Origin of the sequence: Tahibacter amnicola (assembly GCF_025398735.1) — a bacterium.
Lineage (GTDB): Bacteria > Pseudomonadota > Gammaproteobacteria > Xanthomonadales > Rhodanobacteraceae > Tahibacter > Tahibacter amnicola.
This window is the reverse complement of sequence record NZ_CP104694.1, coordinates 5,009,699-5,030,678: the sequence shown is the minus strand read 5'-3', so window position 1 is coordinate 5,030,678 and position 20,980 is coordinate 5,009,699. Positions and strand designations below refer to the sequence as shown.

Sequence of the window (20,980 nt, the reverse complement as noted above, 5' to 3'; positions counted from 1 at the left end):
TTGCGCGCCGATCACCGACGCGCAGCCGGTGTCTCACGCCTTGGCAGGCGCGCGCGCGGCGATACTGTCGAGCAGTCCCAGCATCTTGTCGATTTCCGGTGCGAGCGGGTGCTCCGGATAGGCGCGCTTGAGCTGGGTCAGCAATGCACGGGCTTCGGCATCTTTGCCGAGACGTTCGCTCAGGATTTTCGCCGCCAGCAGATAGTTCTCGGGAATGTCGGCGCTCTTGGGGAAACGCTTGCCATAGCCGTTGAGCAGGCGCAGCGCCAGCTGGCTATGGCCCAGCGCGGCGGCGCGACGCGCCAGGCGGGTGGTGGACTCGGCGTCTGCAGGAGTGAAGTCGGGGCTGAGTTCCATCAGCTCGCGCACCAGCTCGACGGCGCCCTTTTCACGGTCCTGCGCCAGCTGGATGGCAAGCCACTCCTTGCCGTGGCGCAGCAGTTCAGCCTGGTCGCCCTTGGCACGAATGAGACGGCGATAGTTCTGGTGTACCGCATCGGTGCCGCCGCGTGCGCGGATGTGGTCGCGCAGGATCTCGACAGCGGCTTCCGGCCGCCCTTCGCTTTCCTGCTGGCCGGCCTCGTCGAGGATCGCCTGGTCCGGATCGGTGTTTGCGCGACGCAGCAGCGGCTCGGGGCGCTTGGGCTCGTAACCGAAATCCTCGTGGTATTGGTAGATGAGATAGCCCATCAGGTGGAACACTGCGAAGAGGGCGTAATTGCTCACGAAGAAGAGCACCGGCACCAGCAGCAGGATGGGCAGGAACGCCATCAGATAGCCCTGCAGCACGTTGCTGGCGAAAAAGATGCCGAGCATGACGCCGAACGCGGCGAAGTAGCCGCCCGGCGCGCGCGCCATGATCTGCAGCCACGTTGCCGGATTGATGGCGTGGACGAAGTTCTCGTCCATCGCGTAGGACATCGCGATGCCGGGCATGGCGAACACGACGACCAAGGTCGTGAACAGGCCAATCCACGGTCCGCCGAAGACAAACGCAGCGACGCAGATGCCGATGAGCACCACCTGCATGCCGATCGCGTAACGGCCCGAAGAATCGGGTACGTCCAGACCACCCTCCGTTGGTTCCATGTGGCCATCGGCCGTTGCCCGCAGGATTTCGAAGGCGATTTTGTAGATGCCCGCGATGATCAGGAACCAGAACATGCGGCCGATCTTTCCGGGCAGCAGGGTCAGGAGATTCGCCACCGAGAGCACGATCAGCGGGTAGAGCACCGTCGGGTGCATGGGGTATTTGAACGTTTCCGGGATGCGGTCCCAGAACGGCTGGATGGGTTGGTTTTGCATGGCCCTGGTTCTAGAGTCGTGAGTGATGATCAGCCGCCTTGCGGCGCCTGCGCACGGATGGTGAATCGATTCAGATGGTGAATGTCAGCGACGCGAACGGTCTGCTCCCCCGGAACAGGTCACCGAAAAGTGACAGCGTAGTAGCACGAAACAGGCCAAATGCGGCGACGCAGGCGCATGGATGGCGTTCTGGCCTGCCCGGACGGTGTGCGGGTGCGCCTAGCGGCGTCCACCGGTGATGGATCCGAGGATTCCCCGCAGAATCTGCCGTCCCAGCTGGTTGCCGACGGTGCGCATGGCGGATTTGGCCGTGGCCTCGATCATTCCCTGCCGGCGCCGGGTGCCGAAAATCGCGTCGCGGATGGCGTCGCCCCATCCCGGTGCCGCGGCCTCTTCCGTCGGTTCGGTACGCGTCGCGCCGCCGTTGCGCTTGCGCGGTGGCTCCGGAGGATCGGCCTGCTCCGACGCAGCCGCCTGGTCCGCCCGGGCCTGCAGTATTTCGAATGCCGAATCCCGATCGACGGCCGTGTCGTATTTCAGGCCCACCGGCGAGCGCAGCTTCGCCTGGTGGCGTTCTTCATCGCTGACTGGCCCGATGCGCGAACCCGGCGGGACGATGAATGCCCTTTGCACCGGAAGGGGAACGCCGCCGTCCTGCAGCGTCGACACCAGCGCCTCGCCGACTGCCAGCTGCGTGATGGCCTGGGTGACGTTGATCGCCGGGTTGGGTGGAAATGTCTCGGCCGCCGCCTTGACCGACTTCTGGTCGCGCGGGGTGAATGCACGCAGGGCGTGCTGCACGCGATTGCCGAGCTGGCCGAGGATGTCTTCGGGCACGTCGTCCGGATTCTGCGAGCAGAAATAGATGCCCACGCCCTTGGAGCGGATCAGGCGCACGACCTGCTCGACGCGCTGGCGCAGTGCCGGCGGCGCATCGTCGAACAACAGGTGGGCCTCGTCGAAGAAGAAGACGAGTTTCGGGCGGTCCAGGTCGCCCACTTCCGGCAGGCGCTCGAACAGTTCCGAAAGGATCCACAGCAGGAAGGTGGAATAGAGCTTGGGTTTGAGGATCAGCTTGTCGGCTGCCAGGACGTTGATGATGCCGTGGCCGGAGAGGTCCTGGCGCAGCAGGTCGGCCAGGTCGAGCGCCGGTTCGCCGAAGAATTGCTCGCCGCCGGCCTGTTCCAGCGACAGCAGCGCGCGCTGGATCGCGGCGACCGATTGCGATGATACAAGTCCATATTTCTGCGAAATGGCTTTCGTGTTCTCGGCGACGAAATTCAGCAGCGCCCGGAGATCTTTCAGGTCAAGCAGAAGGAGGCCTTCGTCGTCAGCCAGCTTGAAGACGATGTCGAGCACGCCAGCCTGCGTGTCGCTTACTTCCATCAGCCGGCCCAGGAGGTGCGGGCCCATCTCCGAGACCGTCGTGCGCACCGGGTGGCCCAGCTGGCCATAGATGTCCCAGAACACGACGGGGTTGGCGGCGGCCTGCCAGGGAACACCCAGCTGCGTCACACGCGCCGCGACTTTCTCGTTTCCTCCGCCCGGTTGCGACAGGCCGGCCAGGTCGCCTTTGACGTCGGCGAGGAATACGGGCACGCCGCGACGTGAGAATTCTTCCGCCAGGCGCATCAGGGTGACGGACTTGCCGGTGCCTGTGGCTCCGGCAATCAGTCCATGGCGATTGGCATAGCGACTCTTGAGCAGAACCTCGGTATCGCTCTTGGCAACCAGGATGTCCGACACGGCGGCGCTCTCGTCGAGGAACGGTGTTGCATTGTAAGGCGCCCGGGGGTGTCGCGAGTTGTGCTGGCCGGGCGGCCCCTGTAACTTTCGCCCCGTTCGAGCTCCTGCGGGGAAAGTCATGATTTCGTTGCGCTGTGCGGCTGCGGTGGCGGTATTGGTCCTGGTCGGCGGCTGCACGGGGGCGACGAGCAAGGGGGTGGCCAAGGGCAAGGCGGCGGCGATCGTGGACGAATCGGCGGTCAATGCGCTGTATGGCCGCCTGGAGTCGTCGGTGAAGCGGTACGAGCAGGGCGTGGAACTGGCCGCATCCGGCGAGGCCGAGCGCGCGGCGAAGGAGGGCAACGCCGCCCTGGATGACCTGCGTGCCGCCGCGCTGCAATGTCATTCGACACCCGGGTGCGAAGAGGAGCGCTTTCTGTCGGCCTTCGACGGCCTGCTGCGACGGGATGCGCCGGTGGCACCCGCCAACGCGGCGGAACCGGCGACCAATCCCGCGGATGGCGACGGCGAGCTCGTGGCCGGTGAGGGCTCGCCCGTCCTGACCGACCTGCCCGAGGCGGGGCGCTCGATCACGCTGCTCAAGGGCAAGCCGCTGGCTGACATCATCGCGCTGAATGGCCCGGTCAAGGCGGCGCTCGAGGAATGGCTGACCCAGTACCGGCCCAATCTCGTGCAGGCCTATGTGAGCTACCAGTACATGCGTTATCGCATGTGGCCCGAATACCAGAAAGCCGGCCTGCCGGAGGCCTTGCTGTTCGGATTCCTCGCCAAGGAGTCCGGCGGCAAGGTGCATGCGGTATCGCGCTCCGGCGCCAGCGGCCCGCTGCAGTTCATGTACGCCACCGGCCTGCGCTTTGGCCTGGCCACGGTGGACGGTTTCGACCAGCGGTTCGATCCGATGCTCTCGGCACGGGCCAACGCCGCCTACCTCAACGAACAACTGCGGATCTTCAACAACGATCTGGAGCTGGTGCTGGCCGCCTACAACGGCGGCGAGGGGCGCATGGCGAGGCTGGCTGGCGGTGGCAGGGCGCGGTTCTGGGATCCGCAGGTGTATGCCGCATTGCCGCCGGAGACACGCGACTACGTTCCCATGGTGCTGGCAGCCGCGTGGTTGTTCATGCATCCGGAACGGTACAACATGACATTTCCACGTGTGGACGGGCGTCCCGGCTCGATCACGCTCGACCGGGCGATGTCGCTGTCGGAGCTGTCGATCTGTTTTGGCAACGAGGCGGGCAACCGGGATGGGTGGTTTCGACCGTTGCGCAATCTCAATCCTTCCTTCGAACCGCAGGAAGCCCTGCCGGTGGGTACGCGCCTTGAGGTTCCCGCGGTGCTCGAAGCGGCCTACCCCAGAACCTGCGCCGCAGGTCCGTGGCAGACGCTGGCGGCGGAACTGCACGCGGCGTCGGCGCCGCAGGTTGCCGTCAGTCGCACATCGGGTGCCTCACGGCGCAGCGTCGGCGGACCGCGCAGCTATACGGTGCGCAAGGGCGACACGCTGGCGGCGATCGCGCGCAAACATCCCTGCGCGGAAGTGCGCGACATCGCGCAACTGAACCGGTTGCGCGCACCGACGTATCCGATCAAGCCCGGGCAGACGCTGCGCCTGCCGGCGGCGTGCTCCGGCTGAGCCACATCGTCATCCGGCCGCGGTTCGCGACGAGTGCGAGCCCGGGCGGGGACGCCGGATTCTGATCCGTGAAGCTGCCCAAACAAAAACAGCGCGCCGGTTGGCGCGCTGTTTCGTCAAGGCCCCGCTGAAGCCGGGGTCTCAGCGTAGGGCGGAATCCTCAGGCGGCCTGCTCGCCGGAAAACCAGGCCTCGGCGGTTGCCGCCGGCACCGATTCCCGCAGGAAACGCAGCGAACGCAGGAGCGAACGATGCACCGCGTCGAGGGCTGGCAGGCTGGTGCCGCGGGTTTCGTGGTAGGCAACCGTCAGCCACAGCGCGATACCGCGGACCCGCACCTGGAGGTTGTCCGAGCGAGCCCGGGACAGACCGATCTCGGTACCACTGCCCCAGGGCGAATACCGCTGGTCCGGCGGCGTTCCGTACAGATGGGGAAATTCAGATTTCGCAGCTGCCGCGAACTCTTTCATGGTCAAGGTGGCGAGCTGCTGACGGGCCGTCGTATTCAGGCCGCCCATCATCTTCTCGATTTCCTTGTACTCGCGTTGCAGCTGGTAGGCGCGCTTCGCCGCGACCAGTCGCCAGATCAATTGCTGCATCACGCGTTCTCCCAAAAGTATACGGAACCTCTTGTCCGGAAGCGTATCCGGCGAGAGGTGAGAGGTTAGCCTATTACGTCACATTATGACAATCCCGGTCACTGCGTGGGGTTACGACCGGTTACGCAGCCGATGTCTCACGGGGTCCAGACGGGCGCGTATCTGTGTTGGAAGTCCTGCAGTGGGGCGTGGCTACGCGCCGCCGGAGGGGGCGGCGGCGCGGTTTGGGGGGCAGGTGTCCCGCGGCGCCGGGCCTCCTAGGGCGCGGTCGTACCGATGGACTGGCCGACGCGGACAGCCTGTTCGGCCAGGAGCGACCCTTCCAGGCGCCCGCCACTCTTCGGCAGCAGGACAATTGCCGTCGAGCCCATGTTGAAGCGGGCCATCTCGTCGAAACGGCCCAGGCGGATGTTCTTGTCGCGCCACGACTTGCGCGTGACCTGGCGCGCATACGGCGGGATCTCCAGGCCGGACCAGACGGTGCTGACGCTGCTGACGAGCATCGCACCGACCATCACCACGACAAACGGGCCGTGCTCTCCCTCGAAATGGCATACCAGGCGTTCGTTGCGGGCGAACAGGCGTGGAATGGCACGGACAGGTGCCGGCGCCACGCTGAAAAGCCGGCCGGGGACGTGGACCGTCTCGACCAGGCGTCCGGCCAGGGGCATGTGCACGCGGTGGTAGTCGCGCGGCGACAGGTAGACCGTGATGAAACTGCCGTCCCGATAGGGCGCAGCGTCCGCTTCCGAGGCCAGAAGCTCGGCGGCGGTGTAGTGCTGTCCTTTCGCCTGGAAGATGCGCCCGTCTTCGATAGGCCCCATCTGGCTGATGCGACCGTCGGCCGGGCAGGCGATCGCGGCGGGATCCGCCGGCGCCGTGCGGGCGCCCGGCTTCAGCAGGCGGGTGAAGAACGCATTGAAGTGTTCGAACTGCTGGATATCGGTGACCTGGGCCTCGGCCAGGTCCACCTGGAACCGCCGCACGATCTGTCCGATCAGGAAATTCTTCCAGGGGCGCCATTGCCGCCGCGTCGCCCAGTAGACGATGCGGGTCAGCAGCTGATGCGGAAGGATGTACTGCAGGAGGAGGGAGAAGGTCATGTCACGGAGTCTTCGCGAGGGCCTGGAGGTCGGCCGTGATGGCCGCGACATCGAACGGCGGGGTAAATACGCCGACCAGCTGGCCCTGGGGGTTGAGTGTGGCGATGCGGCCGGAATGCTCGACGTCATACCCGCCCTTGCCGTTGTCCGGACGGGCATAGAGCAGGCCCAGTGAGCGGATCAGGCGGGTCAGTTCTTCGTCGTTGCCGGTTGCGGCGATGAAGTCCGGGCTGAAGAAACCGGTGTACTTGCCCAGCACCTCGGGCGTGTCACGCTGAGGATCGACCGATATGAAATAGACGGAGACCCGGTCGCCGACCTGGGCGGCCTTCAGGCCCGCATGGACCTGCTTCAGGGTGCCCAGTGTGCCGGGGCAGATATCCGGGCAGTGCGTGAAGCCGAAGAAAACCAGGCTCCAGTGACCCTTGAAATCGTTCCGGGTCAGCAGTTGGCCCGACGCGCGCGTCAGCGAAAATTCCGCAATGTCGCGCGGTGCCGGATAGGCTGTCAGGGCTGTCATCACCGGGGCCGGGGGATTGAACACCCGGGCACCGAGCCAAAGGCCAAGTCCGCCCGCAAAGGCGGCGATGAGGATGGCGGCCGTCGGGAGGGCGCGGCCTGCATTTTTTCGGATGGGCATCCGCCGGATTATAGGCAATGTCGGGTTGGGCCGGTGCCTGGGTCCTTGTGGCATGCGCTGGCTCCGGTCGCCCGGAAGGCCCGTCGCGGCGCCGCCTGGCGACCATCGCACGCCGTGGCCCTTATACTCTGCGACCCTTCGTCGCAACCTGGCGCCATGACCAACGAACTTTCCACCATCGTCGACTTCATCCGTTACGGGGCGAGCCGCTTTGCCGGCGCGGGCCTGACGTTCGGACACAGTTACGACAACGCCCTGGACGAGGCGACGCACCTGGTGCTGCATGTCCTGCACCTGCCGCATGACCTGTCGCCCAACTACGGCCACGCAAAACTGGTCGCCGATGAGAAACGCCGGGTGCTGGAACTGATCGAGCGCCGTGTCGCCGAGCGCAAGCCGGTGGCCTACCTCACCGGCGAAGCGTGGTTCGCGGGCTTGCTCTTCAAGGTCGACGAGCGCGTGCTGGTGCCGCGTTCGCCGATTGCCGAGCTGATCCAGTCGGGTTTCAGCCCGTGGCTGGATGAGCGCGTGGTCGAGCGGGCGCTCGACCTGTGCACGGGGTCTGGCTGCATCGGCATTGCGATGGCCTCGCATCAGCCGAACTGGCAGGTGGACCTGGTCGATATCAGCGATGCCGCGCTCGAACTGGCCAACGCCAATATTCGATTCCAGAATGTCGAAGACCGCGTGCGGGCGATCAAGTCCAATCTCTTCGATGGCCTTGATGGCGAAGTCTACGACCTGATCGTCTCCAATCCGCCGTATGTGACCGAGCAGGAATATGCCGACCTTCCGCCCGAATATAGCCACGAGCCGGCGCTAGGCTTGAAGGCCGGTCACGACGGTCTGGACTTCGCGCTCAAAATCCTGCGCGATGCCCCCGACCATCTGAGCGAAGAAGGGCTGTTGATCGTGGAAGTGGGTGAGAGCGAGAAGGCGCTTGCCACGCTTCTGCCGGCCGTGCCGTTTACCTGGATCGAGTTCAACGTCGGCGCGATGGGGGTGTTTTCCATCGAGCGGCGGGATCTGGTCGAGCATGCTGCGGCGATCCGTGCGGCGGCAGCCGCGCGAGGCTGATCGGCGGCAACGATCATCGGGGCCTGTCACGCCTCGCGAAATCGTTATTTGGCGGAACGGGGTCGCACCGAAAGAATGGGTGCCCCCTGTCCGATCGCGATCATCAGCCAGCAAAGGTCTTCCGACGTGTCCAGCAATTCCTTCGGCAAGCTACTCACCGTCACGACCTTCGGCGAAAGCCATGGTCCGGCGATCGGGTGCGTCGTGGATGGATGCCCGCCGGGTCTGGCCATTGCACCGGAGGACTTCCGCGCAGACCTTGACCGTCGTGCGACCGGCAAGAGCCGCCATACCTCGCAGCGGCGCGAAGCGGATGAGGTGGAAATCCTTTCCGGCGTGTTCGAAGGGCGTACGACGGGCACGCCGATCGCCCTGCTGATCCGCAACACCGACCAGCGATCCAAGGACTACGCCGAGATCGCCGAGCGGTTCCGTCCCGGGCACGCCGACTACACCTACTGGCAGAAATACGGCCTGCGCGACCCCCGCGGCGGCGGACGCTCTTCGGCGCGCGAGACGACGATGCGCGTGGCGGCCGGTGTGATCGCCAAGCGCTGGCTGGCGGAAAAGTCTGGTATCACGGTGCGCGGCTACCTCGCGGCACTGGGTCCGCACCAGCCGCGTACGTTTGACTGGGCGGCGGTTGAAGAGAATCCCTTTTTCTGGCCGGACGCCGCCATGGTGGCCGAGCTCGAATCGTTCATGGACAAGCTGCGCAAGTCCGGCGATTCCATCGGCGCCCGCGTCACGGTCGTGGCCGATAACGTGCCACCCGGCTGGGGCGAGCCGATCTACGGCAAGCTCGACGGCGAACTGGCTGCGGCACTGATGAGCATCAATGCGGTCAAGGGCGTGGAGATCGGCGACGGCTTCGCTGCGGTGGAGCAGCGCGGCAGCGAACACCGCGACGAGATGACTCCCGAGGGCTTCCTGTCCAATCATGCGGGCGGCATCCTGGGCGGAATTTCCACGGGCCAGGCAGTGATCGCCTCGATCGTGCTCAAGCCGACCTCCAGCATCCTGATTCCCGGCCGCAGCGTGAATGTCCGCGGCGAGCCGGTCGAGGTGGTGACCAAGGGTCGCCACGATCCCTGCGTGGGCATCCGTGCCACGCCGATCGCCGAGGCCATGATGGCGCTGGTCCTGATGGACCAGGCGCTGCGTCATCGCGCCCAGTGCGGCGATGTCGGCGAAATTCTGCCGAAAATTCCGGGTAAAACCGTCAAATAAGCAGCTCCGCGCGTCGACGCGGCGCGCTGGCGCACCCTTCGTGTATCAAACTGGAGAATTATAAATGTCTGCAAATTCCGCGGATCGCAAGTTCAAGGTGGCCATGGTGGGCGCGACCGGCGCCGTGGGTGAGACGTTGATCAGCATCCTCAAGGAGCGCCAGTTCCCGATCAGTGAATTCGTGCCCCTGGCGAGTGAACGTTCGGCCGGCAGCCACGTCGAGTTCGGTAACCAGAAAGTGCTGGTGCGCGATCTGGCCCAGTACGATTTCGACGGCGTGGATATCGCCTTTTTCTCCGCCGGCGGCAGTGTCAGCCGCGAGCATGCCCCCCGCGCCGCCGCGGCGGGCGCGGTGGTGATCGACAACACGTCCGAGTTCCGCTACCAGGACGACATCCCGCTGGTCGTCAGCGAGGTCAATCCGGACGACATCGCCGGCTATACCCGCCGCGGCATCATTGCCAACCCCAACTGTTCGACGATGCAGATGCTGGTCGCGCTGGCGCCGCTGCATCGCGCGGCCGGCATCACCCGGATCAATGTCGCGACCTACCAGTCGGTGTCCGGGGCGGGGCGCTCGGGCATGGAGGAGCTGGGCAAGCAAACCGCCGCCATCCTGAATTTTCAAGAATTTACCCCCACGAAGTTCCCGAACCAGATAGCGTTTAACCTGATTCCCCAGATCGATGCGTTCCAGGAGAACGGCTACACCAAAGAAGAGATGAAAATGGTGTGGGAGACGCGCAAAATCCTGGGTGACGCGTCTATCGAGGTGAATCCCACCGCCGTGCGCGTGCCGGTGTTTTACGGCCACTCCGAGGCGGTACATATCGAAACCCGCGACAAGATCACAGCGGATGAGGCTCGCAAACTGTTAGAAAGCGCGCCCGGCATCGTGGTGGTCGACGAGCGCAAGCCCGGCGGCTATCCAACACCGGTCACTCACGCTGCCGGCCAGGATCCCGTCTTCGTCGGCCGGATCCGCGAGGATATTTCCCATCCCCGTGGCCTCAATCTCTGGATTGTTTCCGACAACATCCGAAAAGGGGCCGCGTTGAACGCGGTGCAGGTTGCTGAGCTATTGGTGAAATCGTATCTGTGATCTATAGTTACGATTGTGTTATAAGGCATTTTCGAGATTGAACGGCGGCTAAATCCGCCGTCCAGTCGCCGTCCGGCAGGATGCCGGGCGTGGCCATCAGTCACGCAAGTGGCTGATTGGTCAAATGATCTTTCGGAAGCTTGGGCGCCGAAAGGGGATCGGCCTTCACACGAGTGGTGGTCGATGGATAGCGGAGTTTTAACGGATCGAATATCAGGCCACAGGCCGCTGCCACCGGGGGGCTGACCTCATGAATGGATCAAAGAAATTAACGCTGGCCGTCGCGCTTGCGCTGGGAAGTACCAACGCGCTTGCGCTGGGCCTGGGAATGATCCAGGTCAAGTCGGGTTTGAACGAGCCCCTGGTTGCCGAGATTCCGGTTACTGGTGGTCCGGATGAAACCGCCAGTCTCAGTGTCGCGCTGGCTGCCGCCGCCGATTTCGAACGCGTCGGACTTTCCCGCTCCCGCATCGTCGTACCGCTGGAATTCACCGTCGCGACGGGCGCCAAGGGCAACGCCGTGATCCGCGTGACGACCTCCGAGGCGGTCCGCGATCCTTTCCTCGACTTCCTGATCGAAGTGAACTGGGCCAAGGGCAAGCTGCTGCGCGAGTACACCGTGCTGCTGGATCCGCCCACGATGGCTCCCGCCGTCAAGGGCTCCAAGGCGACCACCGCCCCGCTCAAGGACTCCGCTTCTTCGGCCGCCACGCAGGCGTTGCCGTCCAAGTCGGCAAAGCCGTCCAAGCCGCCGAAGTCCGTTGAAGCACCCGCCACGGTGGCGGCGCCGCCCCCGTCCGCGCCATCCAAGCCAGCTGCGACGACGGCTGCTCCGGGTGAATATGGCCCGGTGGCCGCGGGTGAAACGCTGTGGGAAGTGGCGGCGGCGACGCGGCCGGACGAGAGCGTGACCCTCAACCAGGTCATGCTGTCGCTGCTGCGCAACAACCCCAACGCCTTCTACAAAGACAACATCAACTCGCTCAAGCGCGGCGCCATCCTGCGCGTGCCGAGCGCGGAAGAAATGAAGGCCGTCGGTAATGCCGCGGCCGCCGCGGCCGAAGTCCGCAGCCAGAACGAAGCGGCGCGCGGTGGTGCGGCCAGTTCGCCCACCCTCGTCGCCGACAGCGGGTCCACGCCGGCAGCGGCGACCAGTGCGGCTTCGACGTCGACGGCCAGCAAACCATCCAAGCCGGCTTCGGATCGCCTGGAACTGGTTCCGCCCAAGGCGGCCAAGGACACCGCGGTCGCTGCCGACAAGCCGGGTGCCGGCGGAACCGGCGACTCCACCACGCGCGCCGAACTGGCGCGCACGAAGGAAGCACTGGCCAGCCGTGAGCAGGAAGCTTCCGAGCTCAAGTCGCGGGTCCGTGAGCTGGAAGACCTCAAGACCAAGAACGACAAGCTGCTGGCTATCAAGGACAGCGAACTGGCGGACCTGCAGAAGAAGCTGAAGGAGCTGCAGTCCAAGTCCAGCGCAACGCCGTCTGCGACCACCACCACGACGCCAGCGGCGACGACACCGTCCACTACGACACCGTCGACCGCCACAACGACAACTGCACCGTCGACGACCACGCCGTCCACGACGACGCCTTCAACGGCGTCGACGACGACGACCGTGACCGCGCCCAAGCAGCCTGAATTCACCAAGGAAGATATCTGGGGCAGCGCCTCGGGCGAACCGTCGAAGACCCCGTCGACGACGACTGCCACGACGCCGTCGACGACCACGCCTTCCACCACGGCGCCGTCGACGACTTCGACGCTGCCTTCCGCGACGACCCCGTCGACGACGACGCCTTCCACCGCCACGACGACTCCGTCGGCGACCACGCCGTCCGCAACAACGCCGGCAACCACGACGCCGTCTGCGACAACCCCGGCGACGACCACGCCGTCGACGACTGCGGCGACCACGCCGCCCAAGCCGGCCACCAGCACGACCACGCCTGCCAAGCCGTCCACACCGGCCAAGGTGCAGCCGCTGCCCGTGGCTGAGCCCTGGTACCGCCAGACCTGGCTGCTCGGAATTGGTGGTGCGCTGCTGCTGGGTGTCGTTGGCTTTGCCGCGATGAAGATCCTGCGTCGTCCGAAGCCGGTTCCGGTCACCACCGGCGGCATGAACGAGGCGTTGGCCGCGCAGCACGACGAAGAGCATGCATTGCTCGACCGTCTGGCGCAGTACCCGGACGACACTGGCGCGCATCTGGAGCTCACCAGCCTGTACTACGCGCAGGGCGATGCGGATAAGTTCGAAGCGGCTGCGCAGGCCATGTACGCGCATATCTACGACACGGATATGCCGGAGTGGCAGCAGGTCAAGAGCATGGGCCGCGAGCTTGCGCCGCATAACCCGTTGTTCGCACCGGACCAGCAGGCGATGGCGCCGAGTGCGCCACCGCCGGCCTTCGGCGCGATGCACGAGCCCGAGCCGATGCGCTTTGACGGTTTCGACGACGTCAGCGACTTCGGCAAGGGTGCGCCTCCGCCGGCGCCGCGTCCGATCGAAGACGACAACTTCGACTTTGACCTGACTGACCGCACTATCGCACCGCCGTCGCCCGTGGCGCCGATGTCGGCCGCGCCGGTTGCTTCGCCGGTCGTATCGCGGGAGGACGATTTTGCCCTCGACCTGCCGCCGATGGATTTCGACACGCGGATCTCGGAACCCACCCGCGCCGCGCCGGTCGAGACGGCACCGCCGTCGCGCATCGACGACGATCTGATCGCCGCGGACGACGCGATCGGCACCAAGCTGGACCTCGCCAAGGCCTATCTCGACATGGGCGATCCGGACGGCGCCAAGTCGATGCTGGAGGAGGTCATGGCCGAGGGCTCGGAGTCACAGAAGAGCGAAGCGCGCAAACTGCTCGCCGAAATCCGCTGATTCCCGTCCGGGAGAGTGGTACCCCAACAAAAGGGCCGGCTTGCCGGCCCTTTGCTTTTCCGGAGATGTAGCCGGCTTGCCGGCCCTTTGCTTTTCCGAAGATGTAGCCGGCTTGCCGGCTGCTTGCCTTTCCCCTGGCGCTTGCGTCGGGCTCACGGCCGGTCCAACCCCGTTTCGTCCCGTGTGTCGGACTGGGGCTACAATGACCGGCTGGCGCGAACGGCCTGGCCGGAAACGCCCGTCCCGGTGTCCACTTTTCGGAGCTCCCTTGCGTATCGCCCTTGGTGTTGAGTACGACGGAACGGATTTCCTTGGCTGGCAACGGCTGGGAACGGGGCGAACTGTCCAGGGCGTGTTGGAAGAGGCCCTGTCTTTCGTGGCGAATACGCCGATCGAAGTAACGTGCGCTGGCCGCACCGACGCAGGCGTCCACGGGCGCTGCCAGGTGGTTCATTTCGACACCGACGTGCAGCGCCAGGATCGCGGCTGGATCCTGGGTACGAACTCCCGACTGCCGACCGAAGTCGCCGTCCGATGGCTGCGGCACGTGCCCGATGCATTCCACGCGCGTTTTTCCGCCCGCGCCCGACGTTATCGCTACACGCTGCTCAATCGTCCGATCCGCCCCGCGCTCGACGCACGCTTCGTCGCCTGGGAGCGGCTGCCGCTGGATGTGGAGCGAATGCAGGCGGGCGCGCAGCACCTGATTGGCGAGCACGATTTCAACGCCTTCCGCACGGTTGCCTGCCAGGCGCCCAATCCGGTGCGCACGATTCACGCCCTGCAGATTGAGCGCGACGATGACCGTATTCATTTCGAGATCCAGGCCAACGCGTTTCTGCATCACATGGTGCGCAACATCATCGGCAGTCTGCTGCCGGTAGGTTTGGGCGAGAGGCCGCCGGAATGGGTCGGGGAGGTCCTCAGGGGGCGTGATCGCGCCCTGGCGGGCCCGACGGCGCCAGCCTGTGGCCTGACCTTCCTGCGTCCGCTTTATCCGGACGAGTTCGGGTTGCCGGCGGAGGTATGCCTGTGAACCGCGTCCGGATGAAGTTCTGCGGTCTCACGCGGCGAGAGGATGTCGATGCCGCGATGACGCTGGGCGTGGACGCGATTGGCTTCGTCCTCACGCGCCGGAGCAAGCGATTTGTCGAACTGGATCTGGCAGCCTCGCTGCGTGCGGGTGTTGCGCCGTTCGTCGATGTCGTTGCCCTGGTGATGGACGACGAACCCGCATGGATTGAAGAAGTCATTTCGCGCCTGGCGCCGGATCTGTTGCAATTCCATGGCGGCGAGACGGCTGACTTTTGCACGCAATTCGGCCGGCGCTATCTCAAGGCGGTGCCCATGGCCAGCGTCGTGGATGTCGCGGCCTACGTGCGCGAACACCCGCAGGCAGCCGGTTTCCTGCTCGATAGCCATGCCGTCGGCGGGCAGGGCGGAACCGGTGAAGCTTTCGATTGGAAACGCATGCCGCGCGATGTGGCCAGGCCGCTGATCCTTGCCGGTGGCCTGCACGCGGGAAATGTCGAGCAGGCCGTGCGTGTCGCGCGACCCTATGCCGTCGATGTCTCCAGCGGCATTGAAGCGTCGCCGGGCATCAAGGACGTCTCTCGAATGAAACAATTTGCGCAAGCGCTGTACCAGGCCGGAGCATCGAATGACCAACCCGCCCATTGATTTCCACCAACTGCCCGATGCTCACGGCCGATTCGGCAGATACGGCGGATTGTTCGTCGCCGAAACCCTGATGGCGCCGCTGGCGGAGCTGACCGAGGCCTACCTGCGGTTGCGCCAGGATCCGCAATTCATCGCCGAGTTTGACCACGACCTCAAACACTACGTCGGCCGGCCGAGCCCGATCTATCACGCGGAACGGCTGTCGCAGAAGGTCGGTGGTGCCCAGATCCTGCTCAAGCGCGAAGACCTCAACCACACCGGCGCACACAAGATCAACAACACGATCGGCCAGGCCCTCGTCGCCAAGCGCATGGGCAAGCGTCGCATCATCGCCGAGACCGGCGCCGGCCAGCACGGCGTGGCCAGCGCCACGGTGTGTGCGCGGCTGGGCATCCAGTGCGTCGTGTACATGGGCGCGGTCGATGTGGAGCGCCAGGCGATCAACGTTTTCCGCATGAAGCTCCTGGGCGCGGAAGTGGTGCCGGTGCAATCGGGTTCGAAGACGTTGAAGGACGCCCTGAACGAGGCGCTGCGCGACTGGGTCACCAATGTCGACGACACCTTCTACATGATCGGAACGGTGGCTGGCCCGCATCCGTATCCGATGATGGTGCGCGACTTCAACGCCGTGGTTGGCCGCGAGGCGCGCGCCCAGATGCTGGAGCAATACGGCCGGTTGCCCCATGCCCTGGTGGCGTGCGTCGGTGGCGGCTCGAACGCGATCGGGTTGTTCCACGCCTTCCTCAACGATGCTGACGTTGCGATGTACGGCGCGGAAGCGGCGGGCGAGGGCATCGAAACCGGCCGGCACGCCGCATCGCTGGCCGCGGGGCGGCCTGGAGTGCTGCATGGCAATCGCACCTATGTCATCAGCGACGACGACGGCCAGATCATCGAGACGCACTCCGTGTCGGCCGGGCTGGATTATCCCGGCGTCGGTCCGGAGCATGCCTATCTCAAGGATACGGGCCGGGCGAAGTACCTGGGTATCACCGACGACGAGGCACTGGCTGCGTTCCACGAGCTGGCCCGCACCGAGGGCATCCTGGCTGCGCTCGAATCGAGCCACGCCATTGCCCAGGGCATCAAGCTGGCGCGCGAACTGCCGCGTGACCAGTTGGTGCTGGTGAACCTGTCCGGGCGTGGTGACAAGGACGTTCATACTATTGCCCGCCGCGAAGGCCTCACGCTTTGACCCCCAGGTCGGCGCCGGTGGAAGCCCGGGGCCGGCGCTGACACACTTGTCTCTTCAGCGGATGTACGCGCGCCGATGAACCGAATTGATCAACGTTTTGCCGAACTGGCCGCCGCGCGCCGTCGCGGACTCATTCCGTTCGTGACCGGCGGCGACCCACTGCCTGATGCGACCGTGGCGCTGATGCATGCGCTGGTCGCCGCGGGCGCCGACCTCATCGAACTGGGCGTGCCGTTCTCCGACCCGATGGCCGATGGCCCGGTGATCCAGCACGCTAATGAGCGCGCTCTTGCGAAGGGTGTGGGCCTGCGCCGCATCCTCGAATGGGTGGCTGAATTCCGTCGCTCTGACGCGGCCACGCCGATTGTCCTGATGGGATACCTCAATCCGATCGAGATATACGGCTTCGAGCGTTTTGCCCGCGACGCCCGCCAGGCCGGAGTCGATGGCGTGCTGCTGGTGGATTGCCCGGTGGAAGAGCTCGACACCGCCGCCCCTCTGCGCGATGCCGGGCTGAACCAGATTTTCCTGGCGGCGCCCACGACCGATGCGGCGCGCCTGGAGTCAATCTGCAACACGGCGCAGGGCTTCCTGTACTACGTCTCCTTTGCGGGCATTACCGGGGCGGCACGACTGAGCACCGAGGCGGTGCGCGAGAAGGTGGCCGCGATCCGCACCCGTGCCCGTACCCCGGTCGCTGTCGGCTTTGGCGTGAAGGATGCGGCCTCGGCGGCGGCGATCGCGCAGTTTGCAGACGCCGTGGTGATCGGCAGCGCCCTGGTGGAAACGATTGCCGGCAGCGAATCGGCGGTCGAGGCCTGCCGGCGCGCGACCGAGTTCCTGGCGCCGATCCGGACCGCCCTCGATGCGGTCGAGGGCGCCGACGCCGCCTGAGCGGACCGGACCCAGGTAGAATGGGTGTCGGATTGGGGTCGCTGCCTGCTGGCGCGATCCCTTCGGGTCGCAACGGGCGATGGTCGCGTGGACCGCGCCGACACGGAGAATCGATGCTATGAGCTGGCTTTCGAAATTGATGCCGTCGCGCATCCGTACCCAGGGCACGAGCAAAGGCAAGGTGCCCGAAGGGTTGTGGGAAAAGTGCGATGGTTGTGCGGCTGTCCTCTACCGTCCCGAGCTGGAACGCAATCTGGAAGTGTGCCCGCAGTGCGGTCATCACCACGCGATCCTGGCGCGCAAGCGGCTCAACGCCTTCTTCGACGATGGCACCACCGAGGAGCTGTTTGCCGACCTCGAGCCCGTCGATACGCTGAAGTTCAAGGATTCCAAGCGCTACAAGGACCGCATCGTCGCCGCACAGAAGCAGACCGGCGAGAAAGATGCCCTGATCGCCATGCGCGGCCAGCTCAAGGGCCGCCCGCTGGTGGGCGTGGCTTTCGAGTTCACCTATATGGGCGGCTCGATGGGGTCGGTGGTTGGCGAGAAGTTCACCCGCGCCGCCGAGCGCGCACTGGCCGACCGCGTACCGCTGGTGTGCTGGTCCGCCACCGGTGGCGCCCGGATGCAGGAAGGCCTGCTGTCCCTGATGCAGATGGCCAAGACGTCGGCCGCCCTGGCCCGGCTCCGTTCGGCGGGCATCCCGTATGTGTCGGTGCTGACGCACCCGACGACCGGCGGCGTCTCCGCCAGCCTGGGCATGCTCGGTGACCTCAACATTGCCGAACCCAAGGCGCTGATCGGCTTTGCCGGCCCGCGCGTGATTGAGCAGACAGTCCGCGAAACTCTGCCCGAAGGCTTCCAGCGGTCGGAATTCCTGCTCGAGCACGGTGCCGTCGACGCCATCGTCGACCGCCGCGAGATCCGCGACAAACTGGCCGACATCCTCGCGCTGCTGATGCGCCAGCCGCGGGTTGCCGCCTGATCCACCGGGGACGCCGTGCCGTATTCGCTGCAGGAATGGCTGGATTACCAGCAGAAGGTGCATGCGCTCGGCGTCGATCTCGGCCTGGCCCGTGCCAGCGAGGTCTGGCGCCGCATGGGCGCGCCGCGTCCGGCCGCAACCGTCGTCACGGTGGCCGGAACCAACGGCAAAGGTTCGACCGTCGCCCTGCTTGAAGCGATCTGGACAGCCGCCGGCTACCGGGTAGGTGCATACACCTCACCGCACCTGTTGCGCTACAACGAGCGCGTCCGCGTCGATGGCGCGGACGCCGCCGACGCATCACTCATTGCCGCCTTCGACCAGATCGAGCAGGCGCGCGAAACGATTCCGCTGACCTATTTCGAATTCGGCACGCTGGCCGCACTGTGGCTCTTCGCGCAGGCGGGGCTGGATGTCGCCGTACTTGAGGTGGGCCTCGGCGGACGTCTGGATGCCGTCAACATCGTGGATGCAGATGCGGTCGCGGTCACGACGATTGCGCTGGATCACCAGGATTGGCTGGGCAATGACCGCGACACGATCGGTCGCGAGAAAGCCGGTGTGGCGCGCCGGGACCGGATTGCGGTCGTCAGTGAGGCGCATCCACCAGACGGCCTGCTCCGGGCGCTGGCCGAGGCAGGAGCACGGGTCCACCGTGCCGGCGTTGACTTCCAGATGACCCCGGCCGCCGATGGCTGGCATTGGACCGGTGGATCGTCCCGCTACCGGATTCCGCCGCCCGCGCTGGCCGCGCCGTGCCAGCCGCAGAACATTGCCGGAGCGGTGGCCCTGGTTGATGCGCTGCAGTCGCGGATGCCAGTCCTGCCCGATGCCATCATCAAGGGCGTGGCGGCCGCACAGGTGGCGGGGCGGTTGCAACGCGTGCGGGTAGGTGACGGCGAGCTGGTGATCGACGTCGCCCACAACCCCCAGGCCGCCGGCGTCCTGGCCGAATGGCTGGCGCAGGAGCCGTCCCGGCCGACGATGGCAGTTTTCAGTGCGCTGGCGGACAAGGACATCGCGGGTATCGTCCGGCCACTGGCTGATCGGTTTGTCCATTGGCACCTGTCCGGCCTGGATTCGGTCAGCGATCGTGGCCGTACGGCGTTGACCTTGGCCAACGCGGTCGCTGCCCGGCTGCCGTACGCCGGAATCGCGGTGCACGCCACCGTGGAGGCAGCCCTGGATGCTGTGGCGCCGGTGTTGCGCGATGGTGCACGGGTCGTGGCCTTCGGTTCATTCTTTGTCGCGGCCGATGCGTTGCGCTGGGCGGCGCGTCATTCGCCGGCAGCCGGGTCGGATTCACGGGTGAAGGTGCAAGGTTAGGCCGCGTATAATCCCGAAGTCCCTGGAGGCCCCTCGCCGATGGATTCCCAGCTCAAACAGCGCCTGATCGGCGCCGCTGTATTGATCGTGCTCGCGATCATTTTTGTCCCGATGTTCTTGTCCGGCTCGCCGCCCAAGCAGGATACAGTCACCGAGAATCTGGCTATTCCTCCGGCGCCCGAGCGCGAGTTCCAGACGCGCGTGGTGCCGGCCGACGGCGGCAAGGCCACGATTCCCACACCGGCGCCGGCCGCGGTCCCACCCGTCGCCCCGTCGTCGAATACCGACAAGGTCACCACCGTCGAAGCCGACAAGAACCCACGCGTCGAGGTGCCGTACGACCAGCCTCCGCCGACGCAGGCCAAGACAGACCCTCGTACGCCACCGCCGGTGGCACCGGTCAAGCCGCCGGTGGAACGCGTTCTGCCGACCGCCACGGCCCACGGCCGGTTTGCGGTACACCTGGGCGTGTTCACCAGCAATGCGAACGCCGACGCCCTGGTGGGAGCTGCGCGCAAGCAGGGTATCAGCGCCTACACGGAAACCGCGGATGTCGACGGCAAGCCGGCGACACGCGTGCGGCTGGGCCCCTTTGAAGACCGTGCCACCGCAGAGTCGGCACGTCTGAAACTGCAGCAGGCCGACGCCAAGTTCAAAGGCAGTGTCGTCGAGATCGCAGCCACGCCGAAGGCGGACGCCCCGGCTGCCGCATTGCCCGCCAATCGTGCCGGTGGCTGGGCGGTGCAGCTGGGGGCTTTCAAGTCCCCGGAAGAGGCCAACAAGCTGCTGGCGCGGGTCAAGGGCGCCGGCTTTTCCAGCTATGTCGATACCACCGGGCAGGGCGCCGAGAAACTCTGGCGCGTGCGGGTGGGGCCCGAGGCTGACCGCGGCAATACGGAGAAATTGCGCGACGCCGTCAAACAAAAACTGACCATCGCCGGCATGATCGTGACGGTTCCCTAGGCGCCGACGAGCCATGAACTGGGCGGACTACACCATCCTCGGCGTCCTCGGCCTTTCGGTCGTCGTCGGTCTTTGGCGTGGGCTGGTCTCCGAAGTGATGGCGCTGGTGTGCTGGGCAGCCTCCTTCTGGGTGGCCTGGATGTTCGGCGAGCCGCTGTCGCGGCAGTTCACGGCTATCGACGTCCCGTCCGCGCGCCTCCTGCTGGCGTATGGTCTGTGCTTCTTCGGCGTGCTGGTCGTCGGCGCCATCCTCTCCTTCATCGTTCGCAAGCTTGTATCCGGCAGCGGATTGAGCGGAACAGACCGCCTGCTCGGCATGATGTTTGGATTGGCCCGGGGCGTGCTGGTGGTGACGCTGGCGGTCCTGATGCTGGGGTTCACGCCGTTCCCGCGCGATGCGTGGTGGCGCGAGTCCCGGCTGATGCCCAGTTTCCAGGGCGGTGCCGAATGGCTGTCAGCACGGCTGCCGGAGGCTGTCAGCAAGTACGTCGATTTCAAGGGCATGCTGAACCTGCCGGCAGGCTTGCCGAAACCGGCTGCGCCACCGGCATCCGACCCGCCGCCGGTGGCGCCGCCGGCGCCACCTGCAACAACTAAATCTTCCACTTAG

18 protein-coding genes are annotated in these 20,980 nt (G+C 65.7%); 13 read left to right on the top strand and 5 right to left on the bottom strand.

Features of this window, described 5'->3' with window-relative positions; translation table 11 throughout:
- Window positions 1-33: 33 nt before the first annotated feature.
- Window positions 34-1,305 carry a tetratricopeptide repeat protein gene (locus tag N4264_RS19765; protein WP_261693947.1) on the bottom strand — a complete coding sequence of 424 codons (1,272 nt, stop codon included), beginning with the start codon at window positions 1,303-1,305 and terminating at the stop codon, window positions 34-36.
- Between the two features lie 219 nt (window positions 1,306-1,524).
- A complete protein-coding gene (locus N4264_RS19760) occupies window positions 1,525-3,051 on the bottom strand; it encodes a helicase HerA-like domain-containing protein (RefSeq protein WP_261693946.1) in 1,527 nt (508 codons plus the stop codon).
- A gap of 118 nt (window positions 3,052-3,169) precedes the next feature.
- On the opposite strand from N4264_RS19760, the gene N4264_RS19755 reads away from it, so the two are divergent.
- Window positions 3,170-4,687 carry a transglycosylase SLT domain-containing protein gene (locus tag N4264_RS19755; RefSeq protein WP_261693945.1) on the top strand — a complete coding sequence of 506 codons (1,518 nt, stop codon included), beginning with the start codon at window positions 3,170-3,172 and terminating at the stop codon, window positions 4,685-4,687.
- Window positions 4,688-4,847: 160 nt separating this feature from the next.
- Here the strand turns inward: N4264_RS19755 and N4264_RS19750 are convergent, their stop codons facing one another.
- The 3 genes from N4264_RS19750 to N4264_RS19740 all read right to left on the bottom strand — a co-directional run bounded on the left by N4264_RS19750 (window position 4,848) and on the right by N4264_RS19740 (window position 7,082).
- Window positions 4,848-5,285, bottom strand: a complete 438-nt coding sequence (locus tag N4264_RS19750; protein WP_261693944.1) for a hypothetical protein — start codon at window positions 5,283-5,285, stop codon at window positions 4,848-4,850.
- 257 nt (window positions 5,286-5,542) lie between these two features.
- Window positions 5,543-6,388, bottom strand: a complete 846-nt coding sequence (asd, locus tag N4264_RS19745) for an archaetidylserine decarboxylase (RefSeq protein ID WP_261693943.1) — start codon at window positions 6,386-6,388, stop codon at window positions 5,543-5,545.
- 1 nt (window position 6,389) lies between these two features.
- Entirely contained in the window at window positions 6,390-7,082 is a 693-nt protein-coding gene (locus N4264_RS19740; protein WP_261693942.1) for an SCO family protein, read from the bottom strand.
- 102 nt (window positions 7,083-7,184) lie between these two features.
- Between N4264_RS19740 and prmB the strand changes: the two genes are divergently transcribed.
- From prmB to N4264_RS19675, 12 genes are all read left to right on the top strand, one after another.
- On the top strand, window positions 7,185-8,105 hold the full coding sequence (prmB, locus tag N4264_RS19735) for a 50S ribosomal protein L3 N(5)-glutamine methyltransferase (protein ID WP_261693941.1): 921 nt from the start codon (window positions 7,185-7,187) through the stop codon (window positions 8,103-8,105).
- 126 nt (window positions 8,106-8,231) lie between these two features.
- Window positions 8,232-9,335: a chorismate synthase gene (gene aroC / locus N4264_RS19730; protein ID WP_261693940.1), complete on the top strand. Its 1,104-nt coding sequence runs from the start codon at window positions 8,232-8,234 to the stop codon at window positions 9,333-9,335.
- A gap of 64 nt (window positions 9,336-9,399) precedes the next feature.
- Window positions 9,400-10,437, top strand: coding sequence for an aspartate-semialdehyde dehydrogenase (locus N4264_RS19725; protein ID WP_261693939.1), 1,038 nt, complete (start codon window positions 9,400-9,402; stop codon window positions 10,435-10,437).
- 250 nt (window positions 10,438-10,687) lie between these two features.
- A complete protein-coding gene (locus N4264_RS25665) occupies window positions 10,688-13,327 on the top strand; it encodes a motility hub landmark protein FimV (protein WP_282563019.1) in 2,640 nt (879 codons plus the stop codon).
- Between the two features lie 268 nt (window positions 13,328-13,595).
- On the top strand, window positions 13,596-14,363 hold the full coding sequence (truA, locus tag N4264_RS19710) for a tRNA pseudouridine(38-40) synthase TruA (RefSeq protein WP_261693938.1): 768 nt from the start codon (window positions 13,596-13,598) through the stop codon (window positions 14,361-14,363).
- Between the two features lie 11 nt (window positions 14,364-14,374).
- Window positions 14,375-15,007 (top strand): phosphoribosylanthranilate isomerase, encoded by a 633-nt coding sequence (locus N4264_RS19705; RefSeq protein WP_261697663.1) that lies wholly within the window; start codon window positions 14,375-14,377, stop codon window positions 15,005-15,007.
- Window positions 14,988-16,202 carry a tryptophan synthase subunit beta gene (trpB, locus tag N4264_RS19700; protein WP_261693937.1) on the top strand — a complete coding sequence of 405 codons (1,215 nt, stop codon included), beginning with the start codon at window positions 14,988-14,990 and terminating at the stop codon, window positions 16,200-16,202. The genes N4264_RS19705 and trpB overlap by 20 nt, the downstream gene beginning before the upstream one ends.
- Before the next feature lie 75 nt (window positions 16,203-16,277).
- On the top strand, window positions 16,278-17,096 hold the full coding sequence (gene trpA / locus N4264_RS19695) for a tryptophan synthase subunit alpha (RefSeq protein WP_261693936.1): 819 nt from the start codon (window positions 16,278-16,280) through the stop codon (window positions 17,094-17,096).
- A gap of 118 nt (window positions 17,097-17,214) precedes the next feature.
- Window positions 17,215-18,081, top strand: coding sequence for an acetyl-CoA carboxylase, carboxyltransferase subunit beta (gene accD, locus N4264_RS19690; RefSeq protein WP_261693935.1), 867 nt, complete (start codon window positions 17,215-17,217; stop codon window positions 18,079-18,081).
- A gap of 15 nt (window positions 18,082-18,096) precedes the next feature.
- On the top strand, window positions 18,097-19,407 hold the full coding sequence (gene folC, locus N4264_RS19685) for a bifunctional tetrahydrofolate synthase/dihydrofolate synthase (RefSeq protein WP_261693934.1): 1,311 nt from the start codon (window positions 18,097-18,099) through the stop codon (window positions 19,405-19,407).
- Window positions 19,408-19,446: 39 nt separating this feature from the next.
- Window positions 19,447-20,370, top strand: a complete 924-nt coding sequence (locus N4264_RS19680; RefSeq protein WP_261693933.1) for an SPOR domain-containing protein — start codon at window positions 19,447-19,449, stop codon at window positions 20,368-20,370.
- Between the two features lie 13 nt (window positions 20,371-20,383).
- Window positions 20,384-20,980: a CvpA family protein gene (locus tag N4264_RS19675; RefSeq protein WP_261693932.1), complete on the top strand. Its 597-nt coding sequence runs from the start codon at window positions 20,384-20,386 to the stop codon at window positions 20,978-20,980.

What these genes read in the sequence shown, in the direction of transcription:
- N4264_RS19765 (WP_261693947.1), bottom strand. Translation starts at nt 1,305, where the DNA reads ATGCAAAACCAACCCATCCAGCCGTTCTGGGACCGCATCCCGGAAACG.
- N4264_RS19750 (WP_261693944.1), bottom strand. Translation starts at nt 5,285, where the DNA reads ATGCAGCAATTGATCTGGCGACTGGTCGCGGCGAAGCGCGCCTACCAG.
- accD (WP_261693935.1), top strand. Translation starts at nt 17,215, where the DNA reads ATGAGCTGGCTTTCGAAATTGATGCCGTCGCGCATCCGTACCCAGGGC.
- N4264_RS19675 (WP_261693932.1), top strand. Translation starts at nt 20,384, where the DNA reads ATGAACTGGGCGGACTACACCATCCTCGGCGTCCTCGGCCTTTCGGTC.
- N4264_RS19725 (WP_261693939.1), top strand. Translation starts at nt 9,400, where the DNA reads ATGTCTGCAAATTCCGCGGATCGCAAGTTCAAGGTGGCCATGGTGGGC.
- N4264_RS19680 (WP_261693933.1), top strand. Translation starts at nt 19,447, where the DNA reads ATGGATTCCCAGCTCAAACAGCGCCTGATCGGCGCCGCTGTATTGATC.
- trpA (WP_261693936.1), top strand. Translation starts at nt 16,278, where the DNA reads ATGAACCGAATTGATCAACGTTTTGCCGAACTGGCCGCCGCGCGCCGT.
- prmB (WP_261693941.1), top strand. Translation starts at nt 7,185, where the DNA reads ATGACCAACGAACTTTCCACCATCGTCGACTTCATCCGTTACGGGGCG.
- N4264_RS25665 (WP_282563019.1), top strand. Translation starts at nt 10,688, where the DNA reads ATGAATGGATCAAAGAAATTAACGCTGGCCGTCGCGCTTGCGCTGGGA.
- trpB (WP_261693937.1), top strand. Translation starts at nt 14,988, where the DNA reads ATGACCAACCCGCCCATTGATTTCCACCAACTGCCCGATGCTCACGGC.
- N4264_RS19740 (WP_261693942.1), bottom strand. Translation starts at nt 7,082, where the DNA reads ATGCCACAAGGACCCAGGCACCGGCCCAACCCGACATTGCCTATAATC.
- asd (WP_261693943.1), bottom strand. Translation starts at nt 6,388, where the DNA reads ATGACCTTCTCCCTCCTCCTGCAGTACATCCTTCCGCATCAGCTGCTG.
- N4264_RS19755 (WP_261693945.1), top strand. Translation starts at nt 3,170, where the DNA reads ATGATTTCGTTGCGCTGTGCGGCTGCGGTGGCGGTATTGGTCCTGGTC.
- N4264_RS19705 (WP_261697663.1), top strand. Translation starts at nt 14,375, where the DNA reads ATGAAGTTCTGCGGTCTCACGCGGCGAGAGGATGTCGATGCCGCGATG.